21 protein-coding genes are annotated in these 22621 nt (G+C 34.9%); 9 read left to right on the forward strand and 12 right to left on the reverse strand.

Annotated elements, in window-relative coordinates:
* Positions 1-40: 40 nt before the first annotated feature.
* The 6 genes from xrtF to OGZ34_RS06975 all read left to right on the forward strand — a co-directional run bounded on the left by xrtF (position 41) and on the right by OGZ34_RS06975 (position 4898).
* Positions 41-577 (forward strand): exosortase family protein XrtF, encoded by a 537-nt coding sequence (gene xrtF, locus OGZ34_RS06950; RefSeq protein WP_263362572.1) that lies wholly within the window; start codon positions 41-43, stop codon positions 575-577.
* Entirely contained in the window at positions 567-1013 is a 447-nt protein-coding gene (locus tag OGZ34_RS06955; protein ID WP_263362573.1) for an exosortase F system-associated membrane protein, read from the forward strand. The genes xrtF and OGZ34_RS06955 overlap by 11 nt, the downstream gene beginning before the upstream one ends.
* 45 nt (positions 1014-1058) lie before the next feature.
* Positions 1059-1454, forward strand: coding sequence for an HYC_CC_PP family protein (locus OGZ34_RS06960; protein ID WP_263362574.1), 396 nt, complete (start codon positions 1059-1061; stop codon positions 1452-1454).
* Positions 1455-1568: 114 nt separating this feature from the next.
* On the forward strand, positions 1569-3575 hold the full coding sequence (locus OGZ34_RS06965; RefSeq protein WP_263362575.1) for a TonB-dependent receptor plug domain-containing protein: 2007 nt from the start codon (positions 1569-1571) through the stop codon (positions 3573-3575).
* Positions 3576-3744: 169 nt separating this feature from the next.
* Complete coding sequence (locus tag OGZ34_RS06970; RefSeq protein ID WP_263362576.1) at positions 3745-4086, forward strand: heavy-metal-associated domain-containing protein; 342 nt, start codon at positions 3745-3747, stop codon at positions 4084-4086.
* Between the two features lie 131 nt (positions 4087-4217).
* On the forward strand, positions 4218-4898 hold the full coding sequence (locus OGZ34_RS06975; RefSeq protein ID WP_173966575.1) for a DedA family protein: 681 nt from the start codon (positions 4218-4220) through the stop codon (positions 4896-4898).
* Between the two features lie 204 nt (positions 4899-5102).
* On the opposite strand, the gene rodA is transcribed toward OGZ34_RS06975, so the two are convergent.
* From rodA to purH, 6 genes are all read right to left on the reverse strand, one after another.
* Positions 5103-6338: a rod shape-determining protein RodA gene (gene rodA, locus OGZ34_RS06980; protein WP_263362577.1), complete on the reverse strand. Its 1236-nt coding sequence runs from the start codon at positions 6336-6338 to the stop codon at positions 5103-5105.
* A 15-nt stretch (positions 6339-6353) separates the two neighbouring features.
* Positions 6354-8318 (reverse strand): penicillin-binding protein 2, encoded by a 1965-nt coding sequence (gene mrdA, locus OGZ34_RS06985; RefSeq protein WP_173966573.1) that lies wholly within the window; start codon positions 8316-8318, stop codon positions 6354-6356.
* A complete protein-coding gene (locus OGZ34_RS06990) occupies positions 8315-8821 on the reverse strand; it encodes a rod shape-determining protein MreD (RefSeq protein ID WP_246253240.1) in 507 nt (168 codons plus the stop codon). The genes mrdA and OGZ34_RS06990 overlap by 4 nt, the downstream gene beginning before the upstream one ends.
* Positions 8814-9638 carry a rod shape-determining protein MreC gene (gene mreC / locus OGZ34_RS06995; RefSeq protein ID WP_173966572.1) on the reverse strand — a complete coding sequence of 275 codons (825 nt, stop codon included), beginning with the start codon at positions 9636-9638 and terminating at the stop codon, positions 8814-8816. Before mreC ends, OGZ34_RS06990 begins: the two co-directional genes overlap by 8 nt.
* A 109-nt stretch (positions 9639-9747) precedes the next feature.
* Entirely contained in the window at positions 9748-10776 is a 1029-nt protein-coding gene (locus OGZ34_RS07000; protein WP_007804822.1) for a rod shape-determining protein, read from the reverse strand.
* A 54-nt stretch (positions 10777-10830) separates the two neighbouring features.
* Positions 10831-12357: a bifunctional phosphoribosylaminoimidazolecarboxamide formyltransferase/IMP cyclohydrolase gene (purH, locus tag OGZ34_RS07005; protein WP_173966571.1), complete on the reverse strand. Its 1527-nt coding sequence runs from the start codon at positions 12355-12357 to the stop codon at positions 10831-10833.
* A gap of 166 nt (positions 12358-12523) precedes the next feature.
* On the opposite strand from purH, the gene OGZ34_RS07010 reads away from it, so the two are divergent.
* Together OGZ34_RS07010 and OGZ34_RS07015 are read left to right on the forward strand one after the other, a co-directional pair.
* A complete protein-coding gene (locus tag OGZ34_RS07010; RefSeq protein WP_173966570.1) occupies positions 12524-13771 on the forward strand; it encodes an ABC transporter permease in 1248 nt (415 codons plus the stop codon).
* Positions 13772-13868: 97 nt separating this feature from the next.
* Positions 13869-14915: an NAD(P)-dependent alcohol dehydrogenase gene (locus tag OGZ34_RS07015; RefSeq protein WP_263362578.1), complete on the forward strand. Its 1047-nt coding sequence runs from the start codon at positions 13869-13871 to the stop codon at positions 14913-14915.
* A 204-nt stretch (positions 14916-15119) separates the two neighbouring features.
* Here OGZ34_RS07015 and OGZ34_RS07020 read toward each other — a convergent pair whose 3' ends face one another.
* From OGZ34_RS07020 to tamL, 5 genes are all read right to left on the reverse strand, one after another.
* Positions 15120-15488 carry a DUF5004 domain-containing protein gene (locus tag OGZ34_RS07020; RefSeq protein ID WP_263362579.1) on the reverse strand — a complete coding sequence of 123 codons (369 nt, stop codon included), beginning with the start codon at positions 15486-15488 and terminating at the stop codon, positions 15120-15122.
* 54 nt (positions 15489-15542) lie between these two features.
* Positions 15543-15941, reverse strand: coding sequence for a helix-turn-helix domain-containing protein (locus OGZ34_RS07025; RefSeq protein ID WP_263362580.1), 399 nt, complete (start codon positions 15939-15941; stop codon positions 15543-15545).
* 567 nt (positions 15942-16508) lie between these two features.
* Positions 16509-17363, reverse strand: coding sequence for an acetyl-CoA carboxylase, carboxyltransferase subunit beta (gene accD / locus OGZ34_RS07030; RefSeq protein ID WP_017498373.1), 855 nt, complete (start codon positions 17361-17363; stop codon positions 16509-16511).
* 83 nt (positions 17364-17446) lie between these two features.
* Positions 17447-18514, reverse strand: coding sequence for a class II fructose-bisphosphate aldolase (gene fbaA, locus OGZ34_RS07035; RefSeq protein WP_173966567.1), 1068 nt, complete (start codon positions 18512-18514; stop codon positions 17447-17449).
* Between the two features lie 58 nt (positions 18515-18572).
* Positions 18573-21134 (reverse strand): translocation and assembly module lipoprotein TamL, encoded by a 2562-nt coding sequence (gene tamL / locus OGZ34_RS07040; RefSeq protein WP_263362581.1) that lies wholly within the window; start codon positions 21132-21134, stop codon positions 18573-18575.
* A 37-nt stretch (positions 21135-21171) separates the two neighbouring features.
* On the opposite strand from tamL, the gene OGZ34_RS07045 reads away from it, so the two are divergent.
* A complete protein-coding gene (locus OGZ34_RS07045; RefSeq protein WP_173966565.1) occupies positions 21172-21900 on the forward strand; it encodes a TrmH family RNA methyltransferase in 729 nt (242 codons plus the stop codon).
* 9 nt (positions 21901-21909) lie between these two features.
* On the opposite strand, the gene porT is transcribed toward OGZ34_RS07045, so the two are convergent.
* Complete coding sequence (gene porT / locus OGZ34_RS07050) at positions 21910-22620, reverse strand: type IX secretion/gliding motility protein PorT/SprT (RefSeq protein ID WP_173966564.1); 711 nt, start codon at positions 22618-22620, stop codon at positions 21910-21912.
* Position 22621: the final 1 nt, after the last annotated feature.

The following is a 22621-nucleotide window of genomic DNA, read 5'->3' on the forward strand; positions in this document are numbered from 1 at the left end:
CTAAACTCAAAAAATACATAAATTTGAAAAAAAAATTCCGTTGAAAAAATATTTAGTACAGTTTAAGCCCTTCCTGATTTTTATAAGCACTTTTTTTGCGGCCTATATTGTACTAACCTTGGCGTATAAGTTCTATTTGAACGGTTTCAGACCCAATGAAGTAGATGGAATAACCAATGTTGTGGGACGAAATGTTGAACAACTCATGCAATTGTTTCATTGTGATATCAAAGTTCATAAAAGTCTCACCGATTCATGGTTAGAAGTTTGGTACAATAAACATTATTCGGTTCGAATCGTTGAAGGCTGCAATGCGGTAAGCGTTATGATTTTGTTTGTTGCGTTTGTACTGGCATTTTCCGGAAAGTTTAAAGCCACTTTGTTGTTTATAGTATTTGGAATCTTTTCTATTTATGTTTTAAATGTAGCCAGAATTGCACTATTGGTGGTTTTGCTGTTTCGTTTTCACGAACACAATCATTTTTTACACGGAACTTTGTTCCCTTTAATGATTTACGGTTTCGTTTTTCTTTTGTGGATTGTTTGGGTAAACAAATTTTCGAGGTATGCTAAATAAAATCCTCGAACACAAATTCAAATTAGTAATTGCGACAGCGATTGTATTGTGTTTTGCCGTTATCAGAGCTTTTGAAAATCAGCTGTTTTATGATCCTTTTCTAAGTTATTTTGACGGGAATTTTAAAAATTTGCCTTTCCCGGAAGTAGAGACCTTTGCTCTTTTTTGGAATCTGTTACTTAGATACGTCCTGAATATGATTCTGTCTCTTGTATTAATCTATACCTTGTTTCAGGATCGTGATATGTTTCAATTCAGCCTGTTTTTATATGTGTTTTTTGCCGTGCTGCTTCTGGTAATGTTTTTTGTTATTCTCGAATGTTTTCCACAATGGAATTGGCTTCTTTTTTATGTACGACGATTCATTATTCAGCCCATATTTGTGCTGTTGTTTATTCCTGCATTTTATTATCAGCAACAAAAATTAAAAAAATAACACTTTATACGGTCTTTTTTGGAGTCTTTTAAATAATTTTGCAGTATGAAACTAAAAAAGTGCACGGGATTATTTTTAGCCTTCCTACTGTTGGTCTCCAACATTGGGTTTGCTTTTGATGTGCACTATTGCGGAGGTGAGATTGCTTCCGTTTCGTTAAACACAACAGCTGCAGCTTCTGAAAAGAATTGTTGTGGAGCCTCTGAAAAAAAGTCATCTTGCTGTAAAGACAAAGTAGTTCATTTTGAGAAAAAATCGGACAATGCTACTCTTAAGATTTTCTTTTTTCAGTTTGCTTTTCTTCCGGTAACTCAGGAATATAAGTCAATTGCTTTTCTTGCAATTCCAAAATTCAAAAGCAGTCAGGTTGCTTCGTATTATTCTGATGCAAATGCACCTCCCTTATTTAAATTATACCATCAGTACATCTTTTATTCCTGATTTTAATGTTTAGAATCAAGTCGCTTTGACTTGTGCTATGTTGTTTTGTTATTTCTTTTTTTTTGGAAATTTCTATAGAAACAGCCTTCTAATTAACATTAAAATCATTTTTTCATGCAAAAAAATATAATGCTTTTTGTTATGTTTTTGCTTTCAGTATCCATGTTTTCACAAGAAGATTTACAGGAAGTGAAAATTACAAAAAAACAGAAAGGAATAAAAAAATCCTATACCCTTACTGCCAATACATCTGTTATCACAAGCAAAGAGTTGCTAAAAGCAGCCTGCTGTAATCTAGCCGAGAGTTTTGAAACAAACCCTTCAATAGATGTAAATTTTTCCGACGCTTTAACCGGAACCAAACAAATTAAAATGCTTGGCTTGACAAGTCCTTATTTATTAATTAGCGAAGAGAATCTTCCTTCTGTACGTGGGGCTTCACAAGCTTACGGATTGTCGTTTACTCCGGGGACATGGATCGAAAGTGTTCAGATTACAAAAGGAGCGGGGAGTGTTATTAATGGTTATGAAAGCATTTCGGGACAAATTAATACCGAGCTTTTAAAGCCATTAAACGACATTCCGTTTTTCTTAAATGCTTACGGTTCTACCGATGCCCGTTTTGAGTTGAATACTCATTTTAATAAAAAATTATCGGATAAATGGGCAACGAGTTTATTTGTTCATGGTAATGCGCGTGTAGCCAAAAACGACATGAACGACGATGGTTTTTTGGACAATCCGTTGGGGAAACAAATTAATGTTTTAAACCGTTACCAATACTACAATCCGGATAGTGGTCTGGTGAGTTTTATCAATTTCAGATATATGAATGATAAGAAACAAACCGGAGAAGTAGATTTCGATAAAGATACCGATCGCGGGACAAAAAATCATTGGGGTTCAGAAATCAATACAGAACGTTTTGATGTTTCCACTAAGATAGGATATGTGTTTAAAGACATGCCCTATCAAAGTATTGGTTTTCAGAATGCCTTTAATACCCACAATCAAAACTCTTATTTTGGTTTGAGTCTTTATGATATCAGGCAAAATAGTTTTTATTCGAATTTAATTTTCAATTCGATTATTAACAATACAAAGCATAAATTCTCTACCGGTTTAAATTTTGCTTACGATCAGTATCAGGAATTTGTAAACGCAAATGATTACAGCCGAATTGATAATTCTGTTGGTGCATTTTTTGAGTATACTTATGATAATACCGATAATTTTAGTTTGATTTTGGGAGGTAGAGTAGACAATCATAATCGATTGGGGGTATTTGTTACACCGCGTTTGCACATGAGATACAATCCATGGAAAAATGGGGTGCTTCGTTTTTCTGCCGGAAGAGGGAAACGTTCGGCCAATATTTTTGCCGAAAATCAACAGCTTTTTGCAAGTTCCAGAACGTTTTCGATTTTAGATCAAGGTGGGAAAATTTATGGGTTGAATCCCGAAATCGCATGGAATTACGGAGTGAGTTTTTCTCAGAAATTCCGTGTTTTTAATAAAAATGCTGAAGTTGGATTTGATTTCTATCGTACCGATTTTCAAAATCAGGCCGTTGTCGACTTGATGCAAAGTCCGCAGGATGTTTTATTTTATAATTTGAAAGGAAGTTCGTTTGCGAATAGCTTTCAGCTGGAATTTAATTTTGAATTTATCCATAATCTGAATTTAAGAACAGCTTACAAGTATTATGATATTCAAACGGATTATTTGCGTGGTACTTTTCAGCGTCCCTTACAGGCGAAACACCGTTTTCTGGGAAATTTGGAATATGAAACCAAGCTGAACAATGATAAACAATGGAAATTTGATTATACTTTTAACTGGTCCGGAAAACAACAATTGCCTTATACAGCGTCAAACCCGACTGCAGATCAGTTTCCTGATTTTTCACCTTCGTATGCAGTGATGAATGTTCAGGTAACGAGAATTTTTTCTCCTGTTTTTGAAGTATATGTAGGAGGGGAGAATATTGGAAATTACAAACAGGACAAAGCCATTTTAGGAGCTTCAGATCCATTTGGTCTTAATTTTGATGCTTCTGTTGCGTATGCTCCTATTTTTGGACAGATGTATTACGCAGGATTACGATTTAAGATAAAGTAATTGTAAAATGTGATCTGTGAAAAGTAATTGTAAAATGTGATCTGTGAAAAGTGATCTGTGAAAAGTGAGATGTAAAATGTGAAAATTTATTCAACCATCTTACATCTAGCATCTCACATAGAACATTTCATATATAAGATAAAAATAATAACACTAAATAATAAACAAGATGAATAGAATAATTTTAATGGCGCTGATAACCTTTTTAGGATTTTCAGCTCAGGCACAAACGAAGAAAAACAAGAATTTAAAGTATACCACCGAGGTAAACGGTAATTGCGAGCAATGCAAAAAGCGTATTGAAAAGGCAGCTTATAGTGTCCCTGGAGTGAAGTCTGCAACTTGGGATATTAGTACGCATCAGCTTGCAGTGATTTTAAATGAAGAAAAATCATCTCCTGCAGATTTGAATGCTGTTATTGCTAAAGTTGGTCATGATACTAAGGATGTTAAAGCCACGGATGCGGATTATGATAATTTGCATTCTTGCTGCAAGTATGTAAGAGAGTAAAAAAAACGAAAGAGCCCGGGTGTATATTCGGGCTTTTAATAGTTAATTTATCTTTAAAATATGGCATTTAATTGTGGTTGAAGCAAATTATTGCTAATTTCACAAACTTATAAATATAACCAAACGCATTTATGAATAATTTTGATTGGACTCAATTAATCAACCCTGAATTTTATATAACATTAAGCATTGGAGGGGTTCAAATTGGTTTATTTATTGTTCTCTTTATAGTTTTTGCAGAAACTGGACTTTTTGCAGGATTTTTTCTTCCGGGAGATAGTTTACTTTTCTTAGCAGGGATTTACAGTCGTGATTTAATGCAGAATGTTGTTGATATTCCGGCAGACTTTCTTAATGTCTTTATACTTTCAACCCTTGTTGCTATAATGGGAGTTTTGGGAAATATGACCGGATATTGGTTTGGAGCCAAAAGCGGTTACTATCTGTTCAAAAAGGAAGATTCTTTCTGGTTCAAGAAAAAGTACTTACTGCAATCAAAAGATTTCTTTGAGAAGTACGGTGGAAAAGCGATTATCTATGCGCGTTTCCTTCCAATTTTCAGGACTTTTGCTCCTATTGTTGCAGGAATTGTTTCTATGGATAAACAAAAATTTATGTTCTATAATGTTTTGAGTTCTTTCTTATGGTCGTTTATATTGATCTTCGCAGGACACTATTTATATGGTGTGTTCCTGAAAGAAGGAATAGACTTAAAACATCACATTGAATACATTATTATTATCATTGTAATCATATCTACATTTCCGGTATTGGTAAAGCTTTTTAAAAAGAGACCAAGCGAAAAAATATAGTTTAAAATAATTAAGTTATAAAAAAGTCCGAAACAGTTAAGTTTCGGACTTTTTTTATGGGATATGTTTTCTTTTGTGAAATGTGAAATGTTATATGAAAAATGTGAGTTGTGAGATGTGAAATGCAATTCTAAATATCATTCCGCCTCTGAATAAAAAACTTAGCACCTTAGCATCTCAGAACCTTAGCGCCTCAAGAAAAAACTACCACTCATTCACTTTATTGGCATCCATTTTTAAGAAGATAAACAGTAGAATTGTGAATCCCCAGAGTCCGGAGCCTCCATAAGAAAAGAAAGGCAGTGGGACCCCAATTGTTGGGAAAATTCCAATAACCATGGCAATGTTAACAAAAAAGTGGGTGAATAAAATTCCGGCAACACAATATCCATATACCCTGCTAAATTTTGTTTTCTGTCTTTCGGCTAAGTAGATGACTCTTAGAAATAGCCCCACGAAAAGTGCAACTACAACTAAAGATCCTGCAAAACCCCATTCTTCACCAACGGTTGTAAAGATGTAATCGGTGTGTTGTTCAGGAACGAATCCTCCTTTGGTTTGAGTTCCTTCGAGGAAGCCTTTTCCGATCCATCCTCCTGATCCAATAGCAATTTCAGATTGATTGGTGTTGTATCCAATACCTTTCATATCTACACTTTTTCCTAATAAGATATTAAAACGGTCACGGTGGTGCTGTTTAAAAACGTTATCAAAAACATAATCTACAGAGAAAACAAAACCTGAGATAACAAGCAGAAGAATACCGCTTAAGATAATGTTTCGGTCAACTACTCTTCCTTTGAAATGTATGATGGTTAAAACTCCCAGAGCAATTAGAATAACTACATAGGGCTCCAGAACGAGTGTTAATACAAATAATAGTATGGTGATAAAGCCAGTCCAAACATACCAGGATGGCAAACCCTCTCTATACAGTACAACGATGAAAATACTGTAGATTAAGGCACTTCCCGGGTCGGGTTGAGGCAAAATCAATAATACCGGTAAAAATACAATGGCCAGGGCCTGAATCTGTCGGTTGGTATCTTTCAGGTTGATTTGGGTATCACTTAAATATTTGGCCAATGCCAATGATGTAGCGGCTTTAGCAAACTCGGATGGTTGCAAAGTGAAGCTTCCTATGGCATACCAACATCTTTGTCCGGCAATAGTTTTTCCAAATAAAAATAAACCGGCTAAGGATAATAACGAGACTCCAAAAATAATAGTTGCGTATTTTTCATAGAATTTTCCGTCCACAAAAAGCACCACAAAAATTAGAGGGATAGTACATCCAATAAAGATTAATTGCTTTTGGTAGGTTCCTTCTGTTGATAGTAATGATGAAGAATAGATATTTAGCCACCCTAATATCACCAACGAAATGTAGATAAAAACGCTTATCCAGTCAATGTTATTTTTTACACTTTGATTTTTCATTTGAAATAATCTTTGTTAGTTCTTTTTAGTGGTGTCTGATACGGTCTTCTTTATTTCTGCTTTAGGTGTTACCGGCTTAGGGGTAATGATTTTAGCTTTTAAAAGAGAATCTTTTGGAGTAGATTCAATCGCGCTGGCTTCGTTCATACCACCTAATTTTGCATACTCACTTGCTAAGCTTTTGTTTAAGACCCGGGTTTCTAAATCGGTTCTTGTGATTTTATGTCTTAGATATTTTTCAATCATTAAACTGGCAATTGGACCTGCTACTGTTGCTCCGAATCCTCCATTTTCAATCATAATTGCGATTGCAATTTTTGGATTGTCTTTAGGTGCAAAAGCGACAAATATAGAGTGGTCTTTAAGCTGTGTTCTTTTTCCGTTAATTTTTGCAAAATTCTCTGCCGTACCCGTTTTTCCGCAAATATCAATACCCTCTACGCGAAGTGCGTAAGCCGTTCCTTTGTTGTAAACATCAAACAAACCGCTTATGACCGGTGGGAAATACTTTTGGTCAATTGTGGTAACGTGTTTGGTGGTGAATTTAGCGTCAATTTTCTTTCCTTCAATTTTTTTAATAATGTGAGGCGTGTAATAGTAGCCTTGATTGGCTACAGTTGCCATCATATTGGCTAGTTGAATAGGAGTCATTAAAACTTCTCCCTGACCAATAGAATTGGATACAATGGTTGTGCTTCTCCAGCCTCCGTTAGGATAAATTTTCTTATATGTTTTTGATGTCGGAATGTTTCCTCTTTTACCTGTTGGTAAATCATACCCCATAAATTGTCCCAATCCAAAACTTTTTACGTGGTCACTCCAAACGTCAACCGCTTTAGCAGGATTTGAATATTTGTTTATAGTTAACATGTAAGATTGTGCAAAATAAGTATTACAAGAATTGTAAATTCCGTTATGTAATTGATGAGGTCCAAAACCGTGACATTTCATAAAGCGACCTCTACCATAGCTAAATCCATGATGACACATAAAGGTAGTTTGTTCGTTGATAACGCCTTCCTGCAAAGCAACCAGACCTGTCAGGATTTTAAACGGAGAACCCGGAGGATACTCGGCCAAAAGCCCTCTGTCGTAGAGTGGTTTTGCGATTGAATCGTGATATAAAAGTGTATAGTTTTTAGAACGTTGTCTCCCAACTAAAATTCCGGGATCATAAGAAGGTGCAGTTACTAACGCCAGGATTTCCCCCGTTTTAGGCTCGATAGCGACAATTCCTCCTCTTTTATTGATCATTAACTCTTCTCCGTATTTCTGAAGCTCGGCATCAATTGTTAGATTGATATCTTCTCCGGCTACAGCAATAGTGTCGTACTTGCCATCTTTATAAGAGCCAATTTCTCTGTTGTATTTGTCTTTCTGGATGTATTTTACGCCTTTAATACCGCGTAGAATGTCTTCATAGCTTTCTTCAACGCCTTGACGTCCAATTAAATCCCCGCTATTGTAGTAAGGGTTTTTAGCAATCAAACGTTCGTTTACCTGAGTAATAAAACCAAAAATGTTTGCACCGTAATCTACTTCATAATCACGAAGAGAACGCTTTTGAAAATAGAAACCTTCATACTTTCGAATTTTTTCCTGAAAAGCTGCAAACTCATTCTTGTTCAATTGTGATAAAAATACCGAAGGAAGTCTTGGGCTGTATACTTTAGCTTTTGCAATTCTTTTGTCGTAATCTTCCTGAGTAATGTTCAATAAAGCACAGAATTCAGGGATATTAAGGTCTTCCTTAATTTCTCTTGGAATTACCATGATATCATAAGAAGCCTGATTCGCGACTAATAATTTTCCATGTCGGTCATAAATATAACCCCTTTCAGGATAGTCATATTTTTTCTTTATCGCATTATTTTCGGATTTTAACTTAAATGTATCATCAATAATTTGCAAATAAAAGATCCTGATCACTAGCAAAGATGCTGCAATAATAATTAAAGAGGGCAGCAGAACTTTTCTCATCGTTTATTAGGCTTAATAAGGTAAATTATGATAATTGAGGTGATTATTGTAAAGATAGAACTAAATAAAGTTCGGAGTAAAACATCCAGAATAAATTTAAATTGAAAAGCTTCTAGTATAAATAACACAATATGATGCAATACAACAGAAACCAGAATAAAAGAAAACCGTTCAGGGGTTAAGGAATCATTCAATTTAATGGTTTGATATTCGTAACTAAGCCCAAAAGAAAACTTAAAAATGTAAGGCCTGTAATAAGCAAGTACAAGACAAGCTGTTGCGTGAATCCCACCTGAATTACAAAACATGTCCATGATAATTCCAAGCAAAAAGCTCGATACTATCAAGCCAGTTCTGTTGCTATTAACAGGATACAGGATAATATACAAGATGTATGGGAAGGGACTTATGTACCCTAAAAAATTCATATTATTGAAAATAACAACCTGAATTGCTAGTAACATAATAAATCGAAAAATATTGAGTAACAAAGCGCTATTCATTTTTTTCCTTGTTTTCTAAATTAATAAGTTCTTCTCTGTCCTTACTTTTGATGATATATACGTGTCCAAGATTGGTCATGTCGTTAAATAACTTAACTTTAATAACATAAAAACTTGAATTTTCTTTTTTGTATATATTTTCTACAGTACCAATATTAATTCCTTCCGGGAAAATTACAGATTGCCCTCCAGTTACGATGGTATCTCCTTTTCTTACAGAAGCTAATCTAGGAACATCTTCCAGTTGTACAAAGCCCGTGCTTTTTCCATCCCAGGTTAAAGAACCAAAGTGGTTTGTCTTTTTTAGTTTAGCATTTATCTGTGATTTCATATTCAAAATACTCACGACAGTTGCGTATCTTGGTGAAGTATTGTCTACAACCCCAATAATTCCTAAACTATTGATTACTCCCATATCTGGTTTAACACCATCATTTGATCCCGAATTTAGCGTGATGAAATTTTCGTGCGTGTTGTAGGAGTTGTGAATTACTTTTGAAACAATAATATCCGCAGGCTTAACTCCTTTTACGCTGTCTGCTAGAGGTAGTTTTGAGGTGTCTTGTTTATTGAATAATAGACTTTTTAATCTTGCGTTTTCAAGTACAAGTTCGTCATTTTCAGTTCTTAAGTTCAAATATTCGTTTACGTGATTGATTTTTTCATAAACACCTCCGGTTAAAAAATTAGCCGAACTGATTATTTTACTTCTGTGGTAGGAATGTGATTGAACTGAGAGCGCCAACGAAATACCTAAAAGCAGCAAAAACAGCAATCGATTACTGTTTCTTATAATGAAATTAAAAATTTGCTGCATTTCTTGTGTGGTTATTTTGTTTCAGGATATGCTTTTGGTTTCAAAATTTATTAGAGTTGAACGTTTAAATTCAACTCTAATAAAAATATATTGATTGTTATTTTGAATCTTATTTGATTAAGATACTTTTAAATTTCGCAATGTTTTTAAGTGCCATTCCGGTTCCGCGAACAACTGCTCTTAAAGGGTCTTCAGCAATATAAACAGGTAAATCTGTCTTTTGCGAAATACGCTTATCAAGGCCTCTTAACATAGATCCACCACCAGCTAAGTAAATACCTGTATTGTAAATATCGGCTGCTAATTCAGGAGGAGTCTGAGATAATGTTTCCATTACCGCGTCTTCGATACGTTGAATTGATTTGTCAAGTGCTTTTGCAATTTCACGATAAGAAACATCTACTTGTTTAGGTTTACCTGTAAGTAAGTCTCTACCCTGAACTGACATATCTTCTGGAGGACCGTCTAAATCTTCGATAGCGGCACCAATTTGAATTTTTATTTTTTCAGCAGTACTTTCTCCAACAAAAAGGTTGTGTTGTGTACGCATATAATAAACGATATCGTTTGTGAAAACGTCACCTGCAATTTTTACAGATTTGTCGCATACGATTCCGCCTAATGCAATAACTGCAATTTCGGTTGTTCCTCCTCCAATATCAACAATCATGTTTCCTTTTGGTTGCATGATATCAATGCCAATACCAATTGCTGCTGCCATCGGCTCGTGAATTAAGTAAACTTCTTTTCCGTTTACTCTTTCACAAGATTCTTTTACAGCTCTCATCTCCACTTCGGTAATACCGGAAGGAATACAAACCACCATTCTTAAAGCTGGAGTAAACATTCTTTTTTTCAATGCCGGAATACTTTTGATGAACATATTGATCATCTTTTCTGAAGCATCAAAATCTGCAATTACACCATCTTTCAAAGGCCTTATGGTCTTGATGTTTTCATGCGTTTTACCTTGCATCATATTGGCTTCCTTACCAACAGCAATGATTTTGCCTGATATTCTATCACGTGCAACGATCGACGGACTATCAATAACAACTTTATCATTATGAATGATTAAAGTGTTTGCGGTACCAAGGTCTATCGCAATATCCTCGGTCATGAAATCAAAAAATCCCATAAGTTTTTTAGGGGTTTAAAATGTTATAAATTATTTTGAACAAAGTTAAACAAATTAATGTTTAAAATGACGTGTTCCCGTAAATACCATTGCAAGATTGTTTTCATTGCAATAATTTATGCTTAATTCGTCTTTTATTGAGCCTCCTGGCTGAATAACAGCAGTTATTCCTGCTTTTTTGGCTAATTCTACACAATCCGGAAACGGGAAAAATGCATCACTTGCCATTGAAGCACCAGTTAAATCAAATCCAAAAGCTTTTGCTTTGTCAACTGCTTGAACTAAAGCGTCTACTCTTGAAGTCTGACCTGTTCCTGACGAAATTAATGTTCCGTTTTTGGCAAATACGATTGTATTTGATTTGGTGTTTTTACAAATTTTTGAAGCAAATATTAAATCTTCTATCTCTTCAGCTGTAGGCTCAGTAATAGTAACGGTTTTTAAATGCTCTTTAGTATCTGTAATATTATTTCTGTCCTGAATTAACAAACCATTAAGACATGTTCTTACTTGTCTTGAAGGTAATTCAACTTCATTTTGAATTAATATGATTCTGTTTTTCTTTTCTTGTAAAACAGCAATTGCTTCGTCATCATAACTTGGAGCAATTACCACTTCGCAGAACAACTTGTTGATTTCCTGTGCTGTATCCAGGTCGATTTTAGTATTTGCAATCAAAACACCTCCAAAAGCCGATGTAGGATCACAAGCCAAAGCTGCTAGATAAGCCTCGCTGATTGTTTTTCTTGAGGCCAAACCACAAGCATTGTTGTGTTTTAAAATAGCAAATGTTGGTCCGTCAGTTTTAAATTCATTAATTAAGTTTACTGCGGCATCAACATCTAATAAGTTGTTGTATGATAATTCTTTTCCGTGAACTTTTTTGAACATAGCGTCAAAATCACCAAAGAAAAATCCTTTTTGATGAGGGTTTTCCCCGTATCTTAAAACCTGACCATCTGCAATACTTTCTTTGTAAATGGTTTCGTCAGTATTGAAATAGTTAAAAATAGCGCCATCGTAGTGAGATGAGACGTGGAACGCTTTTGTAGCAAGTAATCTTCTGTTTTCAAGAGTTGTTGCTCCATTTTGCTCTGTAATCAAATCTAAAAGCAGACTGTATTCGTTTACTGAAGCTACAATTACGGTGTCTTTGAAGTTTTTTGCACCGGCACGGATTAATGAAATTCCGCCAATGTCAATTTTTTCAATAATATCCTGCTCGCTTGCACCTGAAGCAACAGTTTTCTCAAACGGATACAAATCAACAATTACCAAATCAATTTGTGGAATATCAAATTCCTTCATTTGCTGAACATCACTTTCGTTATCCTGACGGTTTAAAATTCCACCAAAGATTTTCGGGTGAAGTGTTTTTACTCTTCCTCCAAGAATTTCAGGGAAAGAAGTGATATCTTCAACAGGAACAACAGGAATGCCAAGATTTTTTATAAAATCTTCGGTTCCTCCAGTCGAGTAAAGTGTTACGTTTTGTTCGTGTAATTTTCTAACGATTGGCTCTAAACCGTCTTTTGAAAAAACAGATATTAATGCCGATTGTATTGTTTTAGTTGTGCTCATCGTGTAGTTATGATTTTTGAGACTGCAAAAGTAGTTTTTTTAAACCTTATTTTAAAGAAAATTAATGTAACATTATGCTAAAAAAAACTACTGATGAGTAAGTTAACTTTTATTAGGTTTTTGATTTTAAATTATTGAATTTTACTTTATTGAAAAATACTACTATATGCTTGTTTATCTTAGATTATTAAAAGAAAGTTTGAGCTTTGCTGTTAATGCTTTGCGAAATAATAAACTACGAACTTTATTGTCTTTGTTGGGAGTAACAATTGGGATTTTTTCAATTATTGCTGTTTTGGCGGCAGTTGATTCTTTAGACCGTAAAATTTCGAAGGATTTAAGCAGCTTAGATAAAAATACGATTTATTTAGTGAAGATGTCTTTTGGCCCAACTGAAATTCCGCAATGGAAAAGAGATCAGTTTCCAAATGTGAAATACGACGAGTACATAGGACTTAAAAATTCTCTTACGAATACTGATCAGGTTGCTTATCAGCTTTTTGTAAAAAGGGAAAGTTTAAAATACGATTCGAAGACAGTTAGCGATGTAAATATTGTTCCTTCGTCAAATGAAATGGTTGATATTGACGGATTGACTTTAGAAAAAGGAAGATTTTATACCGAATCTGAATCGAATTCCGGAGCTCCTGTTATTGTTTTGGGATACGAAATTGCTGAAGGACTTTTTGGTACAAGTGATCCTATTGGAAAAAATATTCGTTTGTACGGACAACGTTTTACCGTTATTGGTGTAATTGCAAAGCAAGGTGCGGGTTTTTTTGGAGAAAGCTATGATACCACCGTTTATTTACCTGCTAATTTTCTACGCCGAATGTATGGTGACAGTGATGCCATGACCCCCGTAATTGTTATAAAACCATCGAAAGGGGTAGATATGGATGCTTATAAAGCGCAGGTTGCGCAAAAATTAAGAGCAATGCGTGGAATGAAAGCCGGCGAAGCGGATAATTTTTTCATTAATGTACTTTCCGGTTTTACCGATTTTATAGATGGGATTTTGGGACAGATGAATGTTGTTGGATGGATTATCAGTGGATTTTCTCTTTTAGTTGGCGGTTTCGGAATTGCGAATATCATGTTTGTATCCGTAAAAGAAAGAACCCATTTAATTGGAATTCAGAAATCATTAGGAGCTAAAAATCGATTTATTCTATTTCAGTTTTTATTCGAAGCGGTTATTCTTTCTGTTATTGGCGGAATAATTGGCTTGCTGATGGTTTGGGGTATTGCCCTTATTTTGACAAAAGTACTTGACTTTGAATTTGTTTTAAGCACAGGGAATATAATTTTAGGAACAGGACTGGCCGCAATTATCGGATTAATTTCCGGAATATTACCGGCTATCTCTGCCGCAAATTTAGATCCGGTTGAAGCGATTCGAACCGGGATGTAAGCACACTACAGAAAAAAAACATTTCTGGATCATTTTAATTTTGGTTTTGCTGTTGAATTTTATCGTAATTTTAATACCCTAATTTAAAAACGATAATATGATACCAGTAAAAGCTTATGCAGCCTATGATGCTGTAAATCCGTTAAAACCTTATACGTTTGAAAGAAAAGAAGTTGGTGCTCATCAGGTTCAGATCGAAATTTTATACAGTGGCGTTTGCCATTCTGATATTCATACTGCAAAAGGCGACTGGGGGCCTGTTGACTATCCTTTAGTTCCCGGTCATGAAATTGTTGGCCGAATTGTAGCTGTTGGAAGTGAAGTCTCTAAATTTAAAGTTGGAGAACTGGCTGGGGTAGGTTGTTTCGTAGATTCTTGTAGAGTTTGTCCAAGCTGTCAGTCGGGTGAAGAGCAATTTTGTGATGAAGGAATGACCGGAACTTATAACAGTGTCGAAAGAGGAACCAATATTCCAACCCGTGGAGGATACTCAAACAGTATTATTGTTGATGAGAGTTATACCCTTCATGTTTCTGAAAAACTGGATATTAAAGGAGTTGCTCCGTTACTCTGCGCAGGAATTACCACTTATTCTCCGTTACGATATTTAAAAGTAGGTAAAGGGCATAAAGTTGGAGTTTTAGGACTTGGTGGTTTAGGACATATGGCTGTAAAATTTGCCGTTTCTTTCGGTGCCGAAGTTACAATGTTAAGTCACTCTCCTTCAAAAGAAGCTGATGCGAAGAAATTAGGAGCGCATAAATTTGCTTTAACCTCAAATCCTGAAACAATGGAATCGTTAGCAAATAGTTTCGATTTTATCCTCAACACTGTTTCAGCAAAACACGATCATAATGCCTATCTGAATTTATTAACTACTAACGGAACCATGATTGTTGTTGGAGCTCCACCAGCACCCGCTGAAATTCCTGTTTTTACTTTAATCATGAAAAGAAGAAGCATTATTGGAAGCTTGATTGGAGGAATAAAAGAAACTCAGGAAATGTTAGATTACTGTGCTGAACATAATATTACTTCTGATGTTGAAATTATCGATATGGCATACATTAATGAAGCTTACGATCGAATGAATAAAAGTGATGTGAAGTATCGTTTTGTAATTGACATGGCTTCCTTGAAGTAATTGAGGTTCTGAGGGGCTAAGATCTTGAGTTTTTTATTACACCGGATTTTTGATTTTGACTCTTAGGCTGCGGTATTTAATTGTCTTGGCATAACACCTCTTGGAGGCTTAATCGCATAAAATAAAGTCCGTAAAGCTTGTCTTAGAGCTTTGCGGACTTTTTAATTTTATTATGTGTGGGTTAGTATAAGGTTTTTGGATGTATCAGTTGTTTATCTTTTTGTATTCTAAAGTCCCAAGTTGATCTTGGGTAATAACACGTTTCTGGCTGTCAAAGTATTCAATTTGAAATTTTACAGGTATTAAATTAACGGTAACGGTTAAGACATCATTTTTTTTAGAAAGTTTCCATTTGCCGTTGGTACTTTTGTCTCCTACGATTCCTGTAAATTTTCCATCTTCATTGAAGACCTGAAACACCTGATCGCTTTTGAATTTCTCTTTTATATCTTTTTCTTTCCCGTTTTTAGTGAGTTTTACCAATTGCCATTTACCTACAAGTTCTTTCGAAGTTTGCGCCTGAATGGAGAGTGATGCTAACATGATAAGTGCTAGAAAAGCAATCTTTTTCATAAGGTTACGATTTTAAAGTTAGATTTTGAGGAATTAATATGTTTTTGAAAGAACTTATTTTTCTTTCAATATTTTTTCGAAATACTCAACTTTTTCTTTTTCTGCCTGAAGCATACGTTCGTAGAGTTCAATGACTTTATCTAATGGATTGAAATTGCAATAATTTGCATGAAACATTCCATTTGCTCCATTACAGCTGTTGTCGTAAAAATTATTGAAGTAACTAATCATATTTTCGTCTGTAAAGTTTTTTATAGCTTCAATACTTACACCAAGTGCTTTTGCTACTTCTGCAAGTTTTGCATCATCTATGGTTTCACTATTCTCTATTGCAGATACGGTCTGCTGAGATGTTCCTAAAGCCTGAGCCAAAGCTTCCTGCTTCATATCTCTTAGTTCACGAATACGACTAATTTTTCGTCCTATATGGTTGGGTTTTGTTGCTGTGCTCATAGTTCAAAGATATTTATATTGCTTTTAAAGAAAATGGTTTTGGTAGAAAACAAGTCAGTTTTTGTTAAATACATTTTCTGGTAGTTCGCTTGGGTACAAAACTGTTATTTGTGTATCAAAAACAAAAATACAATTTTTCAGACAAGTATTAATTAGTTGCGATTAAAATTGTCAGTTAAGAAAATTTTCGTAGGAATTAAATTTCGGTAGAATTTATCGTGTTGAAGTTAAGATTGAAGCCATACGCCGATAGAAATTCCATATAAATGAAATCTCGGTAGCAACGGAATTTATTCCGTTAAGAATTAAGATTGAAATCACAAACCGCGAAATATTCCGTAGGAATTAAATATCGGTAGAATTTATCGCGTTGAAGTTAGGATTGGGTTTACACATCGATAAAAATTCCGTAGGAATGATTTATTTTGTAGCAACGGAATTCATTCCGTTGAACATGATCAATTGCGAATCCGTGAGTTCCATAGGAACGGGATATCTTGTCGGTTATAAAAATAAAAAAATCCCAAGAAGCAATTTCTTGGGATTTTGTATTAAGAAGTTTAAAAACTATCTAATATCGTTATTCTGAATCAAATCGATATACAAGTTGATCTTGTCTTTTAATTCTTTTCTTGGCGTGATAAAGTCAAGGAAACCGTGCTCTAATAAGAACTCAGCAGTTTGAAAACCTTCCGGTAAATCTTTACCTGTTGTGTCACGAACTACACGTGGACCAGCGAAACCAATCAAAGCACCAGGCTCAGAGATGTTGATGTCTCCTAACATAGCGTATGATGCAGTTGTTCCTCCGGTTGTTGGATCTGTACAAAGTGAGATGTATGGTAGTTTAGCTTCTGCCAATTGTGCTAATTTTACAGATGTTTTTGCTAATTGCATTAAAGAATAAGCAGCTTCCATCATACGAGCTCCACCAGATTTAGAAATCATTACAAAAGGTAATTTGTTTTTGATCGCATGATCAATACCTCTGGCGATTTTTTCTCCTACAACAGCTCCCATAGATCCACCTATAAAGGCGAAATCCATACAGCAAATTACAAGTTCTTTTCCTTTAGATTTTCCCACTCCGGTACGCACAGCGTCTTTTAAGTGTGTTTTCTCCATTACATCTTTTAATCGTTCTGCATATTTTTTTGTATCCACAAAATGCAAAGGATCTTTAGAAGTCATGTTTTTATCTAATTCAACAAACTCATTATTGTCGAATAAAATTTCAAAATAGGTTGCGCTTCCAATTCGAACATGAAAATCATCTTCCGGGCTTACAAATAAGTTTCGGGCTAATTCGTCAGCGTCAATAATTTTTCCTGTAGGAGATTTGTACCACAATCCTTTCGGAACGTCCATCTTGTCTTCAGTAGCAGTTGTAATCCCTTTTTCCTGTCTTTTAAACCAAGCCATTTTTTTAGATTTTAGATCTTAGACTTTAGATTTTAGATTTTAGACTTCGAAAAATCTAAAATCTAAAATCAGAAATCTAAAATTTATAGTGTATTTACGTTATTCAAGTCTGCAAAAGCTTGTTCAAGTCTTGTATTGAATGTTACTTCGCTTTCACGTACCCATTTTCTTGGGTCGTAATATTTTTTGTTAGGAACATCAGCACCTTCTGGGTTACCAATTTGAGTTTTTAAATAGTCAATATTTTTAACCATATAATCACGAATTCCTTCTGTGTATGCAAATTGTAAATCGGTATCGATATTCATTTTGATTACTCCGTATCCAATTGCTTCTCTGATTTCTTCAAGTGTAGAACCTGAACCTCCGTGGAAAACGAAATCTACCGGATTATGACCAGTGTTGAATTTGTTTTGAACGAAATCCTGAGAATTTTTTAAGATTTTTGGAGTTAATTTTACGTTTCCTGGTTTGTAAACACCGTGAACGTTTCCAAAAGCAGCTGCAATTGTAAATTTAGGGCTTATTTTAGATAATTCTTCGTAAGCAAAAGCTACTTCTTCTGGCTGAGTGTATAATTTTGAACTGTCAACGTCAGAGTTGTCAACACCATCTTCTTCACCACCTGTAATACCAAGCTCGATTTCTAATGTCATTCCCATTTTGCTCATTCTCGCCAAGTACTCTTTACAGATTTCGATGTTTTCTTCGATTGGCTCTTCAGACAAATCGATCATATGAGAACTGTATAATGGTTTTCCTGTTTCTGCAAAATGTTTTTCAGAAGCATCTAATAAACCATCAATCCAAGGTAATAATTTTTTTGCGCAGTGGTCAGTATGAAGAATTACAGTTGCTCCGTAAGCTTCTGCTAAAGTATGAATGTGTTTTGCTCCGGCGATTCCACCAGCAATTGCTGCTTTTTCTCCTGCATTAGATAGTCCTTTTCCAGCGTTAAATTGTGCTCCTCCGTTTGAAAATTGGATAATAACCGGTGCGTTTAATTTTGCTGCAGTTTCAAGAACTCCATTGATTGTACTTGAACCTGTAACGTTTACTGCAGGTAAAGCAAATCCTTTTTCTTTCGCATAGTTAAAAATTTCCTGAACCTGATCTCCTGTAGCTACCCCCGGTTTAATATTGTGTGCCATTGTAATTTTTTTTAGTTGTTTTTAGTTTTTAGGTTGCAAAAATAAGAATTAATTAGCATTAGAATGGATAATTTATTCCAAAATTTAAAACCGAGTGCCCAAAATTGTATTCTTTAAACCAGCGATCTCCCTTCTCATGCGCTGGGTTATAGGTCTTAAAGCCCATATCCAAACGAATAACAAAAAAGCTCAAATCGTAACGTAAACCAAATCCTGTACCTAGTGCAATTTCAGCTAAATCGTTTACGCCAGAGAATTTTGCCTTCTCGTCAATCACATTATCGAGCACATTCCAGATATTTCCGGCGTCTGCGAAGATGGCTCCTTTAACACTTCCAAAAATTTTAAAACGAAGCTCGGCACTCATTGCTATTTTCATGTTAGCCTCGTTAAAATCATTTGCAGCATTAGTGCTTCCGGGACCCAAAGCATAGGGCTGCCATGCCCGGTTGTCGTTTGAACCTCCTGCATAATAACTTCGTGAAAATGGGATGTAGTTTGAATTTCCAAATGGAATCGCAATTCCAAAAAAGCTTCGTACTGCCAGTACTTTTTCTTTTCCAAAATCCCAGTGTTTGATATAATCAAATTCAGTTTTGATGTATTCTGAATATTCCAGATTAAAAATTTCATAATTGCCTTTGCCATTTTTTTGAAAGTTTCCAATGTTTGAAATAGCTGATAGCAAAGTACCGGCTGATTCTATTTTGGTTTTAAACTGATAGAATGTATTATCGGCAAGATCTTTTTTTGTGGTTTTGGTAAAAGTATAGCTTGTGGCCAGAATAAAGTCATTCTCGGTTAGACGAACTCTTCTTTCTTCAATGCTTTTTACATCTTTATAGTCCTGATCAGGAAGGATTAAATTGGAGTTGGGGGACAATACATCATTGGTGAATCCGGCAGTTCCTTGAGGAATCGTAAGGTTTTGATCGTTCGGATTGTCAAAATAAGACTCGTTTTTGTTGTATTGCTTACCAATGTTATTAAGTTCTCTGTATGATGAAGTGTAAACGTTAAAATAGTTGCCCGGATTTAAATTACGTACAAATTGTGCATTAAGCAATTCAAATTTTGCTGTATTTCCTCGTTTTGGAGACCAGTTATAAGCAATACCTCCGGTGAAATTTTCTTTGTCCAGACCAATGTTCCTTTGTTTGGAGAAACCTCCGGCAATACTGGTGGAAGGAATCATTCTTTTCGGAATAATTTTTTCAGTTCCAAAAGGCAATAAAATCCTTGGGAAATTTAGTTTTAAATCAACACCATACTCCGAAACGTTGAAGAAATTGTTGTTGGGATTTGCCATATCGCGCGATGAACCTAAATTCAAACGGGTAGAAATTTCTAAAGTTTCTGCCCTGTTAAAAACGTTTCGAATCGTTTCGGAAATACTGGCTCCGATACCAAAATCCTGAATATTGGAATGCGTAACGTCAAAAGTGGCTCCGAAACTATATTTCTTTCTAGGCGTGAGGTAAACATTTGCAATTAAAGACTGTGCAGTCGAGTCACGTTTGTCAACTTCATATTGAATAGACGGGTAGTTGAAAATTTTCAAATTGTTCAGATATCTTGAAGAAAGTGTGGTTCTGGTATCCGAGAAAGTACTTCCCTTACTGATAAAAACCGCATCGGTAATGGCGCGTGGTTTGTATTTTAGTTTTTTATAACTGTAAAGGTTAAAGTTGTTGTAAGTGGTGCTATCTGTAATTTTATTTTTTGCATTTGCAGCAGAATAATCGGTGTAGATGTTTACATCGCTGATTTTGTATAATTTAAAAGGTTCTGTTCTGCTGGAATCTCTTTCCTGAATGTTGTTGTTGTTTACAATTAGCATTACATTGGCTTTGTCTTTTTTGCCAATGGTATCAATGTCAAAAGTGACATAAGTAGGTTGAAAATAATAAGCGCCATGATTTCGGAAGTAGGTGGTAAGACGATTTTTTTCTTCTTCAAAATCACTGGTTTTGTATTGTTTTCCTGATTTTAAAGCTGAAGGATCGTTGTTGACTTTATATAATGAGTCCAAGGCGGGAGTCATTATTTTGGTTTTAATAGTATCTAAAGTATAAGCTGGACCGGTTTTGATATTGTAATTTATCTTGGCTTTCTTTCTTCCGACACTATCAATGGTATAATCTGTAGCAACTTTAAAATAACCATTGTTGAAATAATAATATTTTAAACGCAGGAGTGTTTTCTTTGTTTTTGAAGTGTCAATAATTACTGGCGCTTCACCAGTGCTTTTTAAAAATTCATGAATACCTTTGTACATGAAAGATTGTCCAAGGCGATCGACTTGTTTTGCTGATAAAAGTTTTGACTGGCGTTCGTATAAACCTGGATTGTTCTTGAATTTAGCCTGATATGTAGAATCTGGATTTAAATTTGCTAAGTTGTATAAATTCAAACGAAGACGATATCCTAATAGGGTACCATTTGGTTTTTGGTACATTTGATTAAAGGCAGTTTCGTCGTTAGTTGACTTACCATTTACAAGAATAGTATTTTTTACAAGAAGATTTTTTCCATCAGGAACTCTTTTTACAGCATCACAAGCGCAAATAAAAATTGCTATTAGGATAAATGCTATTATTTTTGTGGAATTCTTTTTCAAGTGTTCTTAAATATTTAATTCAAAAGTACATTATTTTATGGTTAGTAAAAACCAAATAAAACTTATCTCAGGTTTACATCAAAAAAAGCAACGTTTTGCAAATCAATTGTTTTTCGCCGAAGGAGTAAAAGTAATTCAAGAATTGTTGCAATCCAATTTTGAATTAGAGCATTTATACACGACTCTAAATGATTTTGAAGAGGTTCATTCTTCAAAGCGAACACTGATTTATGAGCAGGAACTTAAAAAAATAAGCGCTTTGTCTACTCCTAATTCCTGTTTGGCTGTCTTTAAAATCCCTGCCGAAAACGAAATAATCAATTCGGGCTTAATTTTGGCCTTAGATGATATTCGTGATCCCGGAAATTTAGGCACAATTTTGCGTCTTTGTGACTGGTTTGGGATCAAACAAATTGTTTGCTCTAAAGAAACCGTTGATATTTACAATCCAAAAGTGGTGCAGGCTACAATGGGTTCTATCACAAGAGTAAATGTTAATTATGTTGATCTCGAAACGTTTATAACTCAAACAGAATTAGCCGTATTTGGAACTTTTATGGATGGTGAAAACATCTATAAATCCAATTTGCCTCAAAATGGAATCATTATTATGGGTAATGAAGCCAATGGTATTTCAGAGCAAATTGAAAAAATGGTGACAAGCCGACTCACAATTCCAAGATTTGGGGAGCTTCAAAAAACCGAAAGTTTAAATGTAGCTACAGCAACAGCAATTATTCTTAGTGAGTTTAAACGAAATAGTTAAGTATTTGTTTTAATGAAAAGTGAAATTTATTAAAATAGCTCTTGATTTCATAGAATCGATATTGTCCGTCCATGGACTAGGTCCGTTTGCCGGATTATCACGAATAAGTTCATCGGATATACCAAACATTCCGCGTATAGAAGGAGAGAAGATGAAATATTCAGAGAAAATGTCGATTCCAAAACCCAGTTCGTAAGCAGCGGTCCATTGCTTAACTCTGAATTTTCCTTCAAAGTTATCGTCTTTTGATTTGGCGTTACTGGATAAATTAAGTGTCGAAGACATTCCGCCAACTAAATATGGACGTATATTTCCGGTACGCAAAGCAGAGAACTTTAAGAGTAAAGGAAAATGGATGTATGTACTGTTTACCTCTCTTAGATAGTCTTTCTGTAAAGGTAAATTTGGGTAGTGCAAGTCACGCTTTGTATAGTATAATCCCGGTTCAAAACGAAGATTGATGTATTCCTGTAATCTTAAATCGGCTACAACACCAACATTAAAACCAGTGGTCTTTTTTACCTGGATATCGGGGCCGGGAGCTTTGTAGTCAAACTTAAAATCGAAGCTGTTAAACCCAAGATAGTAGCCAAAATACAAGCGTTGTTTTTGCCAGTTTTCAAGATTAATAATAGGATCTTTGCTAAACATACTCTTAGCAAATTGCGAATATCCTTGTGTCGATAAGACTAATAAAAGTAAGACTACAGTTTTTTTCATA

This window comes from Flavobacterium collinsii, assembly GCF_946903285.1.
In the GTDB taxonomy this organism is placed as follows: Bacteria; Bacteroidota; Bacteroidia; order Flavobacteriales; family Flavobacteriaceae; genus Flavobacterium; species Flavobacterium collinsii.